The sequence below is a fragment of the Marinitenerispora sediminis genome (assembly GCF_003336425.1).
Lineage (GTDB): Bacteria > Actinomycetota > Actinomycetes > Streptosporangiales > Streptosporangiaceae > Marinitenerispora > Marinitenerispora sediminis.
In genome coordinates this window covers 1-15122 of record NZ_QEIO01000132.1, presented here as the reverse complement: position 1 = coordinate 15122, position 15122 = coordinate 1, and the positions used below count along the sequence as shown (strand labels likewise).

General features: G+C 69.2%; 16 protein-coding genes and 1 tRNA gene. 6 read left to right on the top strand and 11 right to left on the bottom strand.

What is annotated here, in order from left to right; all coding sequences use genetic code 11:
• Positions 1-132: 132 nt before the first annotated feature.
• Complete coding sequence (locus DEF28_RS21090; protein ID WP_114398487.1) at positions 133-441, top strand: GNAT family N-acetyltransferase; 309 nt, start codon at positions 133-135, stop codon at positions 439-441.
• 36 nt (positions 442-477) lie between these two features.
• Positions 478-711 carry a (4Fe-4S)-binding protein gene (locus DEF28_RS21085; RefSeq protein ID WP_114398486.1) on the top strand — a complete coding sequence of 78 codons (234 nt, stop codon included), beginning with the start codon at positions 478-480 and terminating at the stop codon, positions 709-711.
• A gap of 204 nt (positions 712-915) precedes the next feature.
• Here the strand turns inward: DEF28_RS21085 and DEF28_RS21080 are convergent, their stop codons facing one another.
• The 4 genes from DEF28_RS21080 to DEF28_RS21065 form a co-directional block, all read right to left on the bottom strand.
• Positions 916-2202 carry a glutaminase gene (locus tag DEF28_RS21080; protein WP_114398485.1) on the bottom strand — a complete coding sequence of 429 codons (1287 nt, stop codon included), beginning with the start codon at positions 2200-2202 and terminating at the stop codon, positions 916-918.
• A gap of 215 nt (positions 2203-2417) precedes the next feature.
• Positions 2418-2876 carry a carboxymuconolactone decarboxylase family protein gene (locus DEF28_RS21075; RefSeq protein WP_114398484.1) on the bottom strand — a complete coding sequence of 153 codons (459 nt, stop codon included), beginning with the start codon at positions 2874-2876 and terminating at the stop codon, positions 2418-2420.
• Entirely contained in the window at positions 2873-3265 is a 393-nt protein-coding gene (locus DEF28_RS21070; protein ID WP_114398483.1) for a GNAT family N-acetyltransferase, read from the bottom strand. Before DEF28_RS21070 ends, DEF28_RS21075 begins: the two co-directional genes overlap by 4 nt.
• 88 nt (positions 3266-3353) lie before the next feature.
• Positions 3354-4406 carry a pirin family protein gene (locus tag DEF28_RS21065; RefSeq protein ID WP_114398482.1) on the bottom strand — a complete coding sequence of 351 codons (1053 nt, stop codon included), beginning with the start codon at positions 4404-4406 and terminating at the stop codon, positions 3354-3356.
• 630 nt (positions 4407-5036) lie between these two features.
• On the opposite strand from DEF28_RS21065, the gene DEF28_RS21060 reads away from it, so the two are divergent.
• Positions 5037-5693 carry a hydrolase gene (locus DEF28_RS21060; protein WP_114398481.1) on the top strand — a complete coding sequence of 219 codons (657 nt, stop codon included), beginning with the start codon at positions 5037-5039 and terminating at the stop codon, positions 5691-5693.
• 290 nt (positions 5694-5983) lie between these two features.
• Here the strand turns inward: DEF28_RS21060 and DEF28_RS21055 are convergent, their stop codons facing one another.
• The 3 genes from DEF28_RS21055 to DEF28_RS21045 all read right to left on the bottom strand — a co-directional run bounded on the left by DEF28_RS21055 (position 5984) and on the right by DEF28_RS21045 (position 8985).
• Positions 5984-6925 (bottom strand): AraC family transcriptional regulator, encoded by a 942-nt coding sequence (locus DEF28_RS21055; protein WP_114398494.1) that lies wholly within the window; start codon positions 6923-6925, stop codon positions 5984-5986.
• A 315-nt stretch (positions 6926-7240) separates the two neighbouring features.
• Entirely contained in the window at positions 7241-8008 is a 768-nt protein-coding gene (locus DEF28_RS21050) for an alpha/beta fold hydrolase (protein ID WP_114398480.1), read from the bottom strand.
• The gene (locus tag DEF28_RS21045) at positions 8005-8985 is read right to left on the bottom strand and encodes an AraC family transcriptional regulator (RefSeq protein WP_233515450.1); all 981 of its coding nucleotides are present in this window, start codon (positions 8983-8985) and stop codon (positions 8005-8007) included. Before DEF28_RS21045 ends, DEF28_RS21050 begins: the two co-directional genes overlap by 4 nt.
• A gap of 152 nt (positions 8986-9137) precedes the next feature.
• Between DEF28_RS21045 and DEF28_RS21040 the strand changes: the two genes are divergently transcribed.
• A complete protein-coding gene (locus DEF28_RS21040; RefSeq protein ID WP_114398478.1) occupies positions 9138-9611 on the top strand; it encodes a DUF6069 family protein in 474 nt (157 codons plus the stop codon).
• 280 nt (positions 9612-9891) lie between these two features.
• A complete protein-coding gene (locus DEF28_RS21035) occupies positions 9892-10788 on the top strand; it encodes an arginase family protein (protein ID WP_114398477.1) in 897 nt (298 codons plus the stop codon).
• A gap of 51 nt (positions 10789-10839) precedes the next feature.
• Here DEF28_RS21035 and DEF28_RS21030 read toward each other — a convergent pair whose 3' ends face one another.
• Positions 10840-12210 (bottom strand): MFS transporter, encoded by a 1371-nt coding sequence (locus DEF28_RS21030; protein ID WP_114398493.1) that lies wholly within the window; start codon positions 12208-12210, stop codon positions 10840-10842.
• A gap of 452 nt (positions 12211-12662) precedes the next feature.
• On the opposite strand from DEF28_RS21030, the gene DEF28_RS21025 reads away from it, so the two are divergent.
• Positions 12663-12974, top strand: coding sequence for a hypothetical protein (locus DEF28_RS21025; RefSeq protein ID WP_114398476.1), 312 nt, complete (start codon positions 12663-12665; stop codon positions 12972-12974).
• On the opposite strand, the gene DEF28_RS21020 is transcribed toward DEF28_RS21025, so the two are convergent.
• The 3 genes from DEF28_RS21020 to DEF28_RS21010 form a co-directional block, all read right to left on the bottom strand.
• Positions 12946-13021, bottom strand: a tRNA-Lys gene (locus tag DEF28_RS21020). The two genes, DEF28_RS21025 and DEF28_RS21020, sit on opposite strands and share 29 nt — an antisense overlap.
• A 426-nt stretch (positions 13022-13447) precedes the next feature.
• On the bottom strand, positions 13448-13690 hold the full coding sequence (locus DEF28_RS21015; protein ID WP_114398475.1) for a hypothetical protein: 243 nt from the start codon (positions 13688-13690) through the stop codon (positions 13448-13450).
• A 2-nt stretch (positions 13691-13692) separates the two neighbouring features.
• Entirely contained in the window at positions 13693-15039 is a 1347-nt protein-coding gene (locus DEF28_RS21010; RefSeq protein WP_114398474.1) for a TRAP transporter large permease subunit, read from the bottom strand.
• Positions 15040-15122: the final 83 nt, after the last annotated feature.

Below are 15122 nucleotides of genomic sequence, written 5' to 3'. Positions count from 1 at the left end.
GGTCTCGGGGGCCCACCTGAAGTGGGGTTTCGATGTGAGGGGCGAGGGCACGGGGCCCGCCGAGAATAAGTTGATGGATCAACTGAATCCGGTTAGTGTGGCGGCATGGCGACCGATCCAGGGGGAGGACACATGGCGGTCGAAGTGAGCCACGCGCCCGAGCACAAGCGCTACGAGGCCCGCGTTGACGGAGAGCCCGCCGTCGCGGGCGTCGCGGAGTACATCCGTACGACGGAACTCGTCGCGTTCGTGCACACCGAGGTCGCGCCGGAGTACGAGGGCAGGGGCGTCGGGTCCGCGCTAGCCCGCACCGCCCTTGACGAGGCACGTGCCGCGGACCTGCGGGTGCTGGCGACCTGCCCCTTCTTCGCGGGCTGGATCGCCCGTCATCCCGAGTACCAGGACCTGCTGTACCAGTCGCGCAGCAGGGTCAGCGACTGAGCGGTCGGAGTCGCACACGATGGTGACGGAGGCGGTATGAGCGGCGGATCCGAGCAGAAGGCGTACGAGGGGCGGTCGGTCACTGTCACCTTCGAGGCCGGGCGCTGCCAGCACGCCGCGGAATGCGTCCGAGGTCTGCCCGAGGTGTTCGACACGGCACGGCGCCCGTGGATCCAGCCGGACGGTGCCCCTGTCGACCGCGTCGTCGAAGTGGTGCGGCGCTGCCCCTCTGGCGCGCTGCGGTACCGACTCGCGGACGGCGGGACCTAGACCCCCGGAGCAGCCCGCACGGGCCGCGCCGGGGTGAGGGGCGCGTGGCCGTGGTCGCGGATGCCGCGCGGTAGGAGCGCGGCCGGGCGCCCGGCGGTTCGGCGCGCACCACCGTGCCGGCTGGCCCCCGCTCCAGAGGCGCCCCGATCGCTGGCAGGCGACGCGGTGGGCGCCGCGGCCGTACCCGGACGCGTACGCGGCCGGTCATCCCCCGCGGTGGTGCACGAACTCCTCCACCGTGCGAACGACGGCGACCCGGCCGCCGTCGCCGGGATCGGGATCCGGCACCACCGTTTCCGGGTCGACCAGATAGACCTCGCGGCCGTCGAGGGTGAGCCGCCGTACGACCTCCAGCAGCATCCTGCGGGCCACGTCGTCGATGGAGTGGACGTGTGTGAGGTCCAGCGCCACCCGGGGCTCACTGGGCGCGATGGACACGATCTCGCGCACGAACCGCTCCGCACCGGTGAAGCGGATCGCGCCCTGGAGCTCCACGACCCTCCCCGCGGCTGCCCCCGTACCGACCACGCGGGTACCGCGTACCACCGCGCGTGCCGGTGCCGGAACCTCCATCAGGTGCAGCCCCATGTCGGAGGAGAAGCGCTCGAAGAGCGAGACCCCGCGGACGCTGTTTCCGTGTGAGTCGAGCCGGGGCGAGAACGTGGCTATACCGATCTGCCCCGGAAGGGACCCGATGAGCCCTCCGGCCACGCCGCTCTTGGCGGGGATGCCGACCTGGGTCGCCCAGTCTCCGGCGGCGTCGTACATCCCGCAGGTGGACATCACGCTCAGGACCTGCCGCACCACCGGGCCCGGCACCACCCGCTGCCCCGAGACCGGGTGGACGCCGTTGTTGGCCAAGGTCGCGGCCATGACGGCGAGGTCGCGCACGGTGACCAGGACGGCGCACTGCCGGATGTAGCCCTCGACCACTGTTGCGGGGTCCTCGGTGAGGATGCCGTGTGTTCGGAGCATGTGCGCGATCGCGAAATTGCGATGGGCGTGGGCCATCTCCGAGGCGAATACCGACTCGTCGGTCTCCAGGCCGCGCCCGGCGAACGCGGACAGCCCGTCGATCACCCGTCGCAGCCGGACGTCGGCTCCCATCTGCCCGGTACCGACGAGGGAGTGGGTGGCGATCGCGCCCGCGTTGATCATCGGGTTGAACGGGCGGCCGGTCCCGGGTTCCAGGGAGATCTCGTTGAAGGCCTCTCCCGAGGGTTCCACCCCGACCTTGTCCAGCACGGTGCCGAAACCACGGTCTGCCAGCGCGAGCGCGTAGACGAACGGCTTGGAGATCGACTGGATGGTGAACGCCTGGTCGACGTCGCCAGAGGCGTACACCTCGCCGTCCACCATCGCGAAGGCCACCCCCAGGCGCTCCGGATCGGCTGCCGCGAGCTCGGGGATGTAGTCCGCGGGCGCGCCGGAGCGGTCGGGTTCGACAGCCCCGCGCACCTCAGCGAGATAGTCGGGTATCGGTGATCGCATTGCGCGCTCCTCGGGACCAGGGACACGACGACACGTGAGCGGCCCGCACAGCGGCGGTCGGCCCCTGCGCGTCGCGGTCCGATGTCGACGAACTGAGAGGCCGAGACCGGACCAGCCTCGGCATATGCACGCCATCGCGAAACAGCGCGCCCCGGCCCCTGTCGCCGTGGCACCTTTCCTGGAACTCGGTGGCCACGGCGGCAGAGGCCATTCTGCTACGCCTTCAGTGCCGGGTGGCCACTGGCGATCGAGACGCGGTTGAACGCGTTGATCATGGTGGCGACCCACTCCACCGCGGAGATCTGGTCCGTGGTCAGATGGGCGGCCGCACGTGCGTTGACGGACTCCCGGTCGATCGTCGGATCGATCACCGTGAGGGACTCCGCTATGAGGAGCGCGGCCTTCTGCTCATCGGTGAAGACACCGGCCTCCCGCCAGGCCGGCAGCAGATCCAGAGTGCTCTGCTTCACCCCGGCCTTGAGCGCCCGTGGAAAATGGACGCTCAGACAGGTCGGGCACGCGTTGATCTGCGACACGCGGATGTTGATCATCTCGATCGTGTCGTCGCCGAGGCCGGCCTCGCGGGCCGCGGTTCGGGCGGCCTCCGCCGCCTTGACGGCCGCCCGGTACACCTCGGGGTGTCGCTTGTCGATGTAGGGACGCTCCGCGCTCATGCCCCGCCCTCGGTCGCCTGCTTGACGGCGGCGAGGTCGGCCGGCCTCGGCCGGCGGAACCGTCCGCCGTCGGCCTTGTAGTCCTCGCCGTGCTTGTCCAGGTGCTTGGCGAAGACCGGGCACACGGGCACGACGGTGAGGTCCTCGCGGATGCTCTCCGCCAGCGCCTCGCGGACGAGGAGCCCCGCCAGGCCGCGGCCACCGAACTCCTCGGCGATCTCGGTGTGGAAGAAGATGCGCTCGCCGGCGGCCTCCGGCGGGTCGACGAAGTCCGCACGGCCGGCGAGGGTTCCGTCGTCCAGGCTCACGGTGTAGGCGCTGATGCCGCGTGTCGCGTCGAGCGCGACATGTACGGGGGCGCCGGTTCTGTCGGTCCGTTGTTCGGTCACTTCGGGTACCTCTCTGTGGGGATGGTGTCCGCCTCGGTGGGGGGCACAGCGGTTCGCGGGGCGAGGGGCAAGCGCCGACCCGGGTCGGTCAGCCGTCGAACTGTACGTGCGGTGCGGGGTTCCTCCTCGGCCGCATCGGGACCTGGGGCAGCTCCGGGGCCGGAATTCTCGCCATCCCGTCGCGGTTCCTTCCCGGGCCGCCGTGTCCCACGTAGCCTTCGACACGCCCGAACCGCTCGCCGTGGTTCTCCCACTCCTCCCGGTACTGCCTGATCTCCTCCGTCGAGCGGCCCAGGAAGTTCCACCACATGACGACCTCCTCGCCGAAGGGGGCACCTCCCAGGAGCACGAGCCTGGCCGGTTCGCCGCCACCGTTGGCGATGCGCAGCGTCCCCGACCCCACCCCGGTGTAGCCCATGGCGTCCTTGGGCACGTGCACGCCTTCGAGCGTGACGGACTCGCCAGTGTCCACCAGGAGACCGTGTTCGAACGCGGGGTCGACCTCGAGATCGATCTCGGCGCCGGAGGCGAGGCGGAGTTCGGCCCCCACCAGCGGCGTGTACGTGCCCACCGGCGACCGCGAATCCAGAAGCGAACCGAGGAAGACCAGCGCGTACCCCCCGGGGAACTCGACGGGGTCGGGCACGAAATGCTCGAAAGCGCGTTCCGCGGTATGGCGGGCCCCCTCCGGCAGGGCGAGCCAGAGCTGCACCCCGTGGAGCCGGCCGGTTGCCGGGTCGGAGGTCTCGGAGTGGCAGATGCCGGCCCCGGCCGTCATCAGGTTCATCTCTCCGGGGAGGACGTCTGCGCGGTTGCCGCCGGAGTCGTTGTGGGTGATGGCCCCCTCGAACAACCAACTGACCGTCTGCAGCCCGGTGTGCGGATGCGGCGCCACGTCCATCCCGCCGGTGGCCGCCACGTCGTCCGGCCCGTAGTGGTCGACGAAGCACCACGCTCCGATCAACGAACGCTGCCGTTGCGGCAGCGTGCGGCGCACGTTCATCGCGCGCGGCCCACCCAGCGGCACGGCACGGGCGCTGATGATCTCGACCGGGGCCCTGCCCTCGCATTCCGCCCACGGCCCCGGCAGACCGCCCTCGGTGCACACGCGGGGAGCCGGGCGAGCCTCTGGATTGGTCATTGCGGTATCCCTTCTGCCTCGCGGGCACGAATGCGACGGTCCGTCCCGGCTGGGCCCCGACCGAGGAGGGGACCGCGGCCCGCGGCCGGCCGCGGTAGGCCGGCTTGGAGGCGGGGCCGCCTCCGCCCCCGCCGGGTGCGGACCCGGCCGGGCGCCCAGCGCCGCCCGAGCCGGGCCAGGGCCGGCGGTCCTCGCCGGCATGCCGTGCCCCGGCCGCCAGCCTGTCGACGCCGGCCGGCGGGACCCGTCTCCCCCGGCCTACGGAACGCCGACCGGGGCGGCGGGCGGAAGGCCGATCGTGGTCCTTCCGGTCCCTGCCGCACCCATCACGACCACCAGTGACGTCCGCATGAGCGGTGCCTCGCATTCCTTGTCGGCGCACGGCCCCAAGCTGCTATCGATGGATGATAGATGATGAGTCAACTTTCGCCGTGGGCCCCGGGGGTGGTGCACACCTTTAGTTGACACGTCACATACATTCAGTAATGTAGATGACGCATCATCTATTCGATCGAGACCGGCCGTTCCGACCCAGGGGCGGCGGAGTGGACGCGCGCGGCCGCATCGCCCGTTCGAGATCGACAGTGTCCCGTCTGAGCTCCCAGAACACGAACATCTGGAGAGGGATCCATGAGCACCGAAGCGAAGTCCGGACTGCAGGCACTGCTGACCCCCGAGGAGAGCGTCCTCGTACTGATCGACCACCAGCCGTTCCAGTTCGCCAACCTCAACAGCCACGAACCGTCGATGGTCGTCAACAACGTCGTCGGCCTCGCCAAGAGCGCCAAGGTGTTCAACGTCCCGACCATTCTGACGACCGTGCTGGAGGAGCGCGGCGGCTACCTCATCCAGGCGCTGCAGGACGTGTTCCCGGAGCAGAAGCCGATCAACCGCACGCTCGTCAACACCTGGCAGGACCCGAACGTCGTCGACGTCGTCAAGGCGACCCGCCGCAAGAAGCTGATCATCGCCGGCCTGTGGACGGAGGTCTGTGTGGCCATGCCGGCGATTCAGGCGGCGGGCGAGGGCTTCGAGGTCTTCGTCGTCACCGACGCCTCGGGCGGGGCCTCGGCCGAGACCCACGACATGGCCGTGCGGCGCATGGTCCAGGCCGGCGTGGTGCCGATCACCTGGCTGGCGGTGGCGAGTGAGTGGCAGCGCGACTGGGCCCGTGAGGAGACCGTGCCGGGTCTGACCGAGGTGCTGACGCAGCACGGTGGTGCCACCGGCGTCGCCTTCGCCTGGGAGACGCAGTTGCTGGGCGGCCGCGCCGGAAGCGGCGCCTGACATGACGGCGGACCGGACCCCGGTCCGCACCGGGTACCGCCTGTCTCTGACCGGTCCCCCCGCGGAAGACGGCCGGTCCGCCGGCCTCGCCCATGAGATCTGGCGCGAGGACGTCAACGCTCGCGGATGACCGCCGCAGCCATCGGGGCGGGTCGCCGGATTCTCCGGCGACCCGCCCTGCTCCGGTGACCACGTGGATCCTCCGGCCGTTCCTGCCCCGTTCCATGGGGGTTCCGACGGGTCGAGGACGCCGCCCTCCGCAACTGGCCGCCTGTCTGCTCTCCCACCGGTCAGGCTTCGGCCAAGCGGCGGAACTCGCTCGGGTTGGTGCCCCGGAGCCTCTTGAACGCCACGCTGAACGCGAACGGGTCGGTGTAGCCGACGGCGCGGGCGACATGAGCGACGGTCGAGGATTCTTGCTCGACCAGGAGATCCGCCGCCAGCGTCATGCGCCAGCGGGTCAGATAGGCCAGCGGCGGCTCGCCGAGCAGATCGGCGAACCGTTTCGCCAGTGTCGAGCGGGAGACCCCCGTCCGCCGGGCCAGCTCGCCCACCGTCCATGGCGCCGCGGGCTCGGCGTGCAAGAGGCGCAGTGCTTGGCCGACCACCGGGTCCTTCTGGGCGGTCCACCAGGCCGGGGGGTACCCGCCGGGCCGATCCAGCCAGGTGCGCAACGTGCAGACCAGCATCCAGTCCAGGAGCCGGTCGAGCACGACCTGCTGGCCCGGTTCGTCGCGGGCGACCTCGGAGGCGAGGTGGTCCAGCACCGGGTCACGGGTGTCTCCGGCGTCCACGCGCAGCACGACGGGAAGCACGTCCAGCAACGGCCGGCTGATCTCGCCGCGGACCGGATAGGCGCCGACCACCAAGGTCGTCGCACCACTGCCGTCCCCGCTCCCTTCACCGGGATCGTGCCAGCCCAGCCGGTGCCGTGTGCCCCCCTGCTCGGGCGTCGCGCAGTGCTCCCCGCAGGCGATCGGCTCTGCCGTAGTGCCGGGCTCGTCGACGAAGGTGAATGTCGTCGGACCGCGCACCACGATCGTGTCGTGGGTGCCGAGGCGTTCAGGCGGATGCCCCTCCGGCACGATCCAGCCCGCCCCGGTGAGGGCGGTGCACAGGGTCAGCGGCGCACCGTCCACGAAGTGCAGTGACCAGGGCGGTGACAGAGTCGAACTGCCGAACAGGGAGCCGCGGGCCCGCACCCCGCGCAAGAGGTCACTGGTGACGTCCACCCCCAAAAGATAGACGACCGCAAAGGCATTGCGGCTTTTTACCTGTGTGAGTGTCGCCCAGAAGCGACACCACCCTGGCGGCGGCGCCGGTCCAAGAGCGCAAGCCCATGGTGGCCCGGTGGGAGGCCCGGGCGAACCCGTCCGACTGAGGAGGGTGCGGACGCGACCCTCCCAGACGGCATCGACGAAGCGACGAAGGAATGGGCCGCGGTGAACTCCGGAGGCACCGAGAAGCGCGCCAGTCAGACACCGCGTTCACCCGCATCCTCCAAGTCGCGGCCGAAAACCGTGCAGACGGCATGGGAGTCGCGTTGATCAGGTGAGCCAGGCCTGTAGCCGGTCTGCTAGCCAGCGCGGCTTCTGCAAAGGAGCGCCGTGACCGCACCCGGCGATGGTCTCGGAGTCGCCATCGCCTCGGTCACGGGTCAGATGGTGTGCCGAGCGGGCCATGATCGCCCGTTCCCGCTCGCCCACCAAGACGAGGGTCGTGCCCGCGTAGGAGGCCCACGCGGGTGGGACCGTGAACCGCATGTTCTCGCCCACCGATGTCAGAAGCGTGCGGGTGGAGAGCCGCCGGGCGGTCCTGAGATAGTCGGGGAACAGCGTCGGCGGGATGAACAGTTCCTTCGCCTGTGCCCGGGCGAACCACTCCCACTTCGCGAGCGGTGCCGCCGTTCGAAGCAACGCGAGGGTCATCCCGGGCCATCTCGACGGTTCTGCCTGGGCGCTGATGATCCCGACCTGGGCGACCAGATCGGGACGCCGGACCGCGAGGAGCACGGCGAGTTGCGCTCCGAGCGAGAAGCCGATGACCGCGGCCGGGCGGTCCTCGCGGTGCTGAAGCATCTCGGCGAGCGCGTCAACGGTCCGCTCGTGCGACTCGTAATCCGTCTGCGCGCCGCGGTCGTGCCCTGGGAGGTCCGGCACGAGGAACCGGTGTCCGGGTCCCATCTGCTCGATGAGCGGCCGCCACATCCAGCCGGCAACTCCACCGCCATGGAGCAACAGCACCGGGCCCCCATCCCGCTCTCCGCGCTCGTCCACGACGATCTCCGGGAGCGGGCCGGGGTTTCGAACCGTCATGCGGTGACTCCGTTCCGTGATCGGACGGCGGAGTGCGGGAGGTTTCCGCGCGAGCCGGTGCGGCGCGCCGCACCTGGCGAGATGCCGCGCTCTCGGCGGAAAGCATGCGCGAAGGCGTACTCCGAGCTGTAACCCACTCGCTGAGCGATGGCGCGCATCGGCTGGTCCGTGTCGGTCAGCAGGGCGGTGGCGAGATTCATGCGCCACCAGGTGACGTAGGCCATGGGCGGATTCCCGATCAGTTCGTGGAACCGACGAGCGAAGGCGGTGCGGGACATGGCCGCGTGCTGAGCGAGCTCGGCGACCGTCCACGGGTGCCCGGGGTCGCTGTGGAACGCGTCGAGTGCGGAGCGGAGTCCTGTGTCCCGGATCGCCGCGACCCACGAATGTGCGCGGCCCGGCAGGACGCGCTCGTCGTGACACGCACGGAGGATGTGGATGAACAGCACGTCGAGCAGCGCGGCGATCAGGTGATCCGTGCCCAGTCCAGGCCGGTCAAGCTCCATCGCGAGCAGCTCTACCGCATCCCGGAGCGGCTCTCCTCGATCGAACGGCGCGCGCAAGATCACCACGGGTGGGAGCTGCGCGAGCAGTGGGTGAATGAACCGCAGGTCGAGTTCATAAGCGCCACACAGCGTCACAGTCTGTTCTCCCGGCAGTCCATGGTCCGGACTCGCAGGCACCTCGACTGCGCCGTTGCCCGCCACCCGGCCTGGTTCGCATGCCTCGGCAAGCTCGGCATCGATCCGATCGGCGAGTGCGTGCTCGGCGCCGCTGGGGAGGAACAGGACGTCTCCTGCCTGCAGGCGCACCGGCTCCTCACCATCACGGAGCAGCCAGCACGTCCCGCGAAGGACGACCTGGAATCCGGCCGAGCCATCGACCGCGGCAAAGCGCTGACCCCATGGCGCGGTCCAGGTGACGCGCTGAGATCGCGGTCGCCCTCGACGGAGGACCGCGACGACCTCACTCATCATGTCCACGAACTGATCCTATACGAACAACCGCCTTCTCCGGACGATCGCGCATTAACTTGATCGAGATGCGCATTGATCGTATCCCCGAGCGGTCATACCGTGATCGTTGTCCGCGGCGAGTTCCGCCGCGGCCCCGAGAGTCAGGAGACCCCATGCGCTCTGAGCCGCAACTCATCCGGTCCGCCCCACGACCCGCCTTGCTCGCAACGCTAGCGATCGACTGGCGCTCGCGCTTGATCGGCGGGCTCAGCGCTGTGCTGGCCTGCGTGCTCATCTGGCTTGCGGGAGGGGCGATGGGCGCATCGTTCGTGGTCTCGTTCGGTGCCGAGGACGCGTCGATGGAGGTCACTCTCGGAGCGGTCATCGGTTCCGTGCTCGCGGCGGCTACCGCGGGATGGGTTCTGCTCATCGCGCTCGAACTACTCACTACGCGAGCCCGAACCATCTGGACGGCGGTTGCGCTCACGGTGGCGGCGGCCTCGTTGCTGCCGGCATTCTCGTACGAGGCGGACATCGAGACCACGCTGTCCCTGACCTTCATGCACATCGCGGCCGCAGCGGTGATCGTCCCCTTCTTCCGCCGTCGGGGCGACACCACAGCCGGAAAGACTCATAAGGAGCGTTGAGCGCCCGACGGGTGCGCATGCTCCGCGGCGCGCGTACGCACGGGCACGTCCTGTTCACGGGGTAGGCGCACAAGTTGGCGACGAGCGGAAGTAATCGCAGCGGCCGGAGCATGCGGCTTGCGCAGCTCAGCGACAAGGACGGCGACTGCTCGGGATCGCGGCCTTCATCTTTATAGGACCGCGGGTGCAAGGCCGGAGCGTTGCTGTCACAGACGTGCTCCGCGCGGGTCGGCTCCGTAGGCTTGCCGCCGCTCGCCCCAAGTGAGGAGAGCAGAGGTCGATGTCCGAAATCGCGCGACGATTCGCGGTCGTGGACGCACCGTCGAATCTTGGGCTGCGTCCTCCGGAGGACGGGATCGTCCCGGGCTGTTACAAGGCGCCCGGGGTGCTGCGTGACGCTGGGCTCCTGGACAGGCTGGGGGCGCGAGACGGCGGAGTCGTGACCCCGGGGCGCTACCGCCCAGGTCGGGCCGACGGCGAGGTGCGCAACGAGGCGGCGATCGCCGACCATTCGCTTCGTCTGGCGGAGCGGCTCGAGCCGATCATCGCGAACCGGGACATCGCTGTCGTGCTGGGCGGTGACTGCAGCATCCTCGTCGGCGTGGGGCTCGCCCTGCATCGCAACGGCCGGTACGGATTGGTCAGTCTTGACGGCCTGGACTACCGGCACCCAGGAAACTGTGATGCGGTGGGGTCCGCCGGCGGCGAGAGCCTCGCACTGGCGACGGGCCTCGGCGGAACGCTCGCGAACCTCGACGGCCGGCGTCCGTACCTGCGTTCGTCCGATGTCGTTTCGATCGGCTCGCGCCCCGGCGACGAGTTCGCGGACGAGGCAGCGGCGGACGGGGTGATGGTCATCGACGCCGCCACGGTGGCGCGTGGCACCGAGAATGCTGCGCGAGAAGCCATGAGGGCCATCGAACGTTCCGACCTCACCGGATTCTGGGTTCATATGGACGTCGATGTCATCGACCCCGACCTGATGCCGGCCGTAGACAGCCCCGAACCGGGTGGACTCACCTTTGACCAACTTGCCGTCATCCTTGGACGACTCACTGCGTCTCCGCGATTCGTAGGCCTCGACCTGACGATCTATGACCCCGATCTGGACCCTGACCTCACCCACGGCCGTGAAATCACCGACCTGCTCGTGAAGGCGCTCGCCGGGACGGCGTGACTGACGAATCGTCGCACCCCTCTCGATCGCGTCCGGCGGGTCGGTGGCTCTTCAATGTGGCGCAGGCGTGTTCCGAGCATCTGGGCGGCGCAGAAGCAGGAAGGCGATCGCCACTGCTATGGCTGCCAGTGCGGCGGCGGTACCGAAGGCCAGGTGGAATCCGTCGTTGAGTGCGGGCACGGGCTGCAAGCCGTCGTTCAGAAGTGCGGCGGTGTGGGCTGCGGCCAGCGTGGTGAGTGCCGCGATGCCTGCGGTGTCTCCGATCATGCCCGAGGTGGCGGCGACTCCGGACGCCAGCCCTGCCTCCCGGAGATCGCGGACCGCCATGCTGGCCGCGATGACCGCCGGCATCACGATCCCACTGCCGGCGCCGACCAGCGTGATCGCGGGCAGGATGTCGATGGTGTAGAGCGGATCGGCTGGTAGGCGGGCCGCGAGCAGGAGACCGCTCGCGACGACGGTCAGACCTGCCGCCAGCATGCGTCGGCTGTCGAACCGCGAGGCCAGGCGCGGGTACACGGCGAGCGAAGTGAAGGCTGAGGCGATCGCGAGCGGCATCAGGGCGAACGCAGCATGAAGAGGACTGTAGCCCGCGACCTGCTGGAAGTAGAGAGCGATCATGATGGTGAAGGGAACGGTGCTGCCCGTCGTCAGGATGTGGATGATGTTCCCGCCGGCCAGGGCGCGATTGCGCAGAAATCCAAGAGGAACCAGGGGCACGCGGGCGGTCGTCTGCCGGAGGATGAAGCCGCCCAGCAGGGCCAGCGACACAAGGCCGGCGAGCGCGTGTGGAGAGTTCCAGCCGTGGTCACCGATGATGACGATGGCGTATGCGCCGAGCATGAGTCCGGCTGTGGCAAGCACCGCGCCGATGACGTCCAGGCCCGCGCGTAGCCCGATGCCGCTGTCCTTGGGAATCAGCCGGACGGCGAGAACGGATGCGACGATGCCGATGGGCACGTTGACGTAGAAGACCCAATGCCAGCTGATGGCGTGCGAGAGGACACCGCCGAGGACGATGCCCACCGAGGCGCCAGCGGCCTGCGCGAAGCCGACGAGCCCCAGCGCTCGGCCACGTTCTCGCGGCTCGGTGAAGAGTGTGATCACGATGCTCATGGCGACCGCGTATGCCAGGCCCGCTCCCACGCCTTGGATGAACCGGGTCGCGATGAGGAACTCCTGACTCCACGCCGACCCGCTCAGTGCGGAGGCGACGGTGAACGCGGCCACGCCAGCGCTGAACACGGTCTTGCGGCCGATCAGATCTCCCAGGCGTCCCGCGAGGAGCAGCAGACCGCCGAATCCAATCGTGTAAGCGTTGATCACCCAGCCCAAACGTGACTGATGGATGTCGAGATCGCTCTGGATGGAAGGAAGCGCGATCGTGACGATGCTGACATCGACCACGATCATCGTCTGCATGCCGCACAGCACTGCGAAGGCGAGCCACCGGCGGCGACCGGTCTGCTCTACCGCTGTGCCTCTGCCCTCAACCGCCATGCCTGCCCCCTGCTTCCGCATATGCCTGACTGGTTGCGATTTCTCGAATCAACCCTAAAGAGGCAGCCGTTGTTCGATGAATGCGCTAGGCGGCACATATCATGCGCGGTCGTCCTAGATTTGGTCTTCGCGCTGTTGTTCTACTCATGAACACGAAGGCCTGCACGCCAAGCGGCCGCAGCCTTGGGGTGGCGGCCAGGCGACGGGCTCAGCGAGACCGAGCGGGACATCCTCGAACTCGCTGTCGCCCGCGAGATCGAGACCCGTTCGGCCACGCGGGCCACGATCCCCGGCGGCTGGCGACGCTGGGCCACGCGAGTTCGCGGCGAACTCACGGGCCCTCGAAGGCGCCCGGCCTGACGACGGTCCAGGACATGCTCTCGAACCCGGACTACAAGGGCGACGTGATCTTCCGAGGCGCGAGCTACGACATGAGCATTGACGACTCGCTACGACGCATCTGCAATCAGGCATTCTTCGACCGCATCAACGTCGACCAGCTCGACGGCGGCGACATCGTGGATGCGAACTCTGGAGAGCCCTTGGACACGCTGCTCGATCCTTCGGTCCACGCCGCAGCACTGACGTACGAGGCCAGGCTGCGTGCGGGAGAGGACGTAAAGCCCGCTGATGCTGCGGGTTTGAACATCCCATCTATGGTGGGCCACCAGGGGATCGAACCCTGAACCCGCGGATTAAAAGTCCGCTGCTCTGCCAGTTGAGCTAATGGCCCGCGGCGGCTCCGGCTCGAACCCAGCATTCACCACCATCGGTTACCTTACCGGACTACCACAGCGGGTGCACAGCCGAGCGGCCGCCCCCGGGGATCCCCGGGGGCGGCCGCTCGGCTGTGCGGCTCGGCGGCGCCTTCGCGCGTGACGGTGCCGGGGGCAGCGGGAGGGCGCCCGGGAACCGGGCGCCCTCCGCTGGTGTTGGTCCTACGCCGTCGCGGCCGGGACGGCTGCCGAGACACCACGCCGATCACGGCTGGGTCTCCGACCGTGTCCCCGTCCGGGATGGACGAGAGCGGCTTCGGGCCCGGCGACTCCGGCAACGGAGCACCGTGCGTCCGGCCGCGATGGTGCCACGCGCCACGCCGGGGCTGTGCCGCCCTGGTGCGCTCGCCGGTGGGGCAGGTCCCGGCGAGCCTGTCCCCGTGTCAGTCCTCGCCGCGTGGTGCCAGGTATCCCGCGACGAACCCCAGGACGCCGAAGGCCGCGGCGGCCGTCACCGCCGGCACGAACAGGAGGTCGGAGGTTCCGGCGACCCACTCGGGGCGTTGGAGAATCACGCCGGCGAGTTGCCCGGCGACGAGCAGGGCGCCCAGAGCGAAGCAGGTGAGCAATCCCAGTTTGAACAGTGCCCGGACGGCGGTGAAGGCCCGCGTTCTCATCTTGGTCATGCTCAACTCCCCGGAATCGGCAGGACGCCCCATCCGATGAGGCAACCTATGAGAAGGATCGGGATCATGTAGTAGACGATCAGCGGGATGAAGGTGCTCTCGGGCCGGGCTCCGGTCAGTCCGGCCGCGACGAAGATCGAGCCCGAGGCCGGAGGGGAGGCGCCTTCGGTGGAGGCGAACACCAGGATCGCGATGACCGCCGTGAGCGGGTCGACTCCCACGCCCACCAGCGTCAGGAAGGAGATCTGGCCCACCGCGGTGAGGGTCGCCGTGGAGGAGAGCGGTCCGGCGACCAGGGTGATCACCAGCCCCACGACGACGACCATCAGCACACCGTTGATGGGGAGGGTCTGGAGGATCTCGTTGACGTCCTCGGCCAGACCGAGGCGGCCGAGCACCTCACTGGCCGCGATCGCGAAGAACAGCAGGGCGCCGATGTTGGCGAACTTGGGCAGTGCACCGTCCAGCAGGGTCCACCAGCCCCGGAAGGTGCTGGGCAGGCGGTCCCGCCCCGCCACGAGCGAGAAGGCGATGATCAGGACCGGGATCCAGGTCAGCAGCGAGATCTCGCCGATGGTGTCGCCCAGCGGGGTGGACTCGGTCAGATAGTCGGCGAGCGGGCCCACGGTGACCACGATGGGGATGAGGGCACCCAGGAAGATCGACAGCGCGCCCGCGCCCTGTTTCAGTGACGTGCGGAGCGGAACGAGGTCGCGCTCCTCGGCCTTGGGAATACCGTCGCGGCGCACGAAATACAGGACCAGCACCATGCGCAGCAGGATCTGGTAGGCGCCCGCCGCGAGCAGCCCCAGGTAGACCTGTCCCGTGGTGACCAGTCCGCCGGCGAACCCGACCATGATCACCATGGAGGCACTGGGCGGAAGGGCGGCGCCCATGCCGCCGTTGCCCGCCAGCACCGTGGCGGCCCGTGTCGGGGACCATCCGGTGCGCACCATCCACGGGCCGGTGAAGGAGCCGCTGGAGGCGGTGTTGGCGGAGTTGGAGCCGGAGAGGGCGCCGAAGACCGCCGAACCGGCCGTGTCGACGAAGGCGGGACCACCGCGGATCCGTCCGAAGACGGAGTTCAGGATGGCGAGGATCTTCTGGATCAACCCGGTGACGTCGATCAGGTAGGCCATGAAGACGAAGGCCAGCGCCGCGTAGAGGACGTCGTGGGTGAGCGCACCGGTCAGCCCCTCCAGGAGGAAGGCGGGCGCCTGGGCCCCGGCGAAAAGGACCGTGACGACCAGCCCGAGCAGCATCGCCTCGCCCATGTTCCGCTTGAACACGACGTTCCAGACGATGATGACGGTGATGAAGGCCGCGAGGGCTAGCAGCGCGATGGGCATTGGCCGACCTCGGGTGAGTGGACGGGAGTGCGGGGGTGGGGGCGTCCGGTGGCCGGTCGCGCACCGGTGGGGGAACTGCCGGG

Coding starts and splice junctions, on each gene's coding strand:
- DEF28_RS21090 (WP_114398487.1), top strand. CDS start 133: ATGGCGGTCGAAGTGAGCCACGCGCCCGAGCACAAGCGCTACGAGGCC.
- DEF28_RS21085 (WP_114398486.1), top strand. CDS start 478: ATGAGCGGCGGATCCGAGCAGAAGGCGTACGAGGGGCGGTCGGTCACT.
- DEF28_RS21080 (WP_114398485.1), bottom strand. CDS start 2,202: ATGCGATCACCGATACCCGACTATCTCGCTGAGGTGCGCGGGGCTGTC.
- DEF28_RS21075 (WP_114398484.1), bottom strand. CDS start 2,876: ATGAGCGCGGAGCGTCCCTACATCGACAAGCGACACCCCGAGGTGTAC.
- DEF28_RS21065 (WP_114398482.1), bottom strand. CDS start 4,406: ATGACCAATCCAGAGGCTCGCCCGGCTCCCCGCGTGTGCACCGAGGGC.
- DEF28_RS21060 (WP_114398481.1), top strand. CDS start 5,037: ATGAGCACCGAAGCGAAGTCCGGACTGCAGGCACTGCTGACCCCCGAG.
- DEF28_RS21050 (WP_114398480.1), bottom strand. CDS start 8,008: ATGACGGTTCGAAACCCCGGCCCGCTCCCGGAGATCGTCGTGGACGAG.
- DEF28_RS21045 (WP_233515450.1), bottom strand. CDS start 8,985: ATGATGAGTGAGGTCGTCGCGGTCCTCCGTCGAGGGCGACCGCGATCT.
- DEF28_RS21040 (WP_114398478.1), top strand. CDS start 9,138: ATGCGCTCTGAGCCGCAACTCATCCGGTCCGCCCCACGACCCGCCTTG.
- DEF28_RS21035 (WP_114398477.1), top strand. CDS start 9,892: ATGTCCGAAATCGCGCGACGATTCGCGGTCGTGGACGCACCGTCGAAT.
- DEF28_RS21030 (WP_114398493.1), bottom strand. CDS start 12,210: ATGCAGACGATGATCGTGGTCGATGTCAGCATCGTCACGATCGCGCTT.
- DEF28_RS21025 (WP_114398476.1), top strand. CDS start 12,663: ATGCTCTCGAACCCGGACTACAAGGGCGACGTGATCTTCCGAGGCGCG.
- DEF28_RS21015 (WP_114398475.1), bottom strand. CDS start 13,690: ATGACCAAGATGAGAACGCGGGCCTTCACCGCCGTCCGGGCACTGTTC.
- DEF28_RS21010 (WP_114398474.1), bottom strand. CDS start 15,039: ATGCCCATCGCGCTGCTAGCCCTCGCGGCCTTCATCACCGTCATCATC.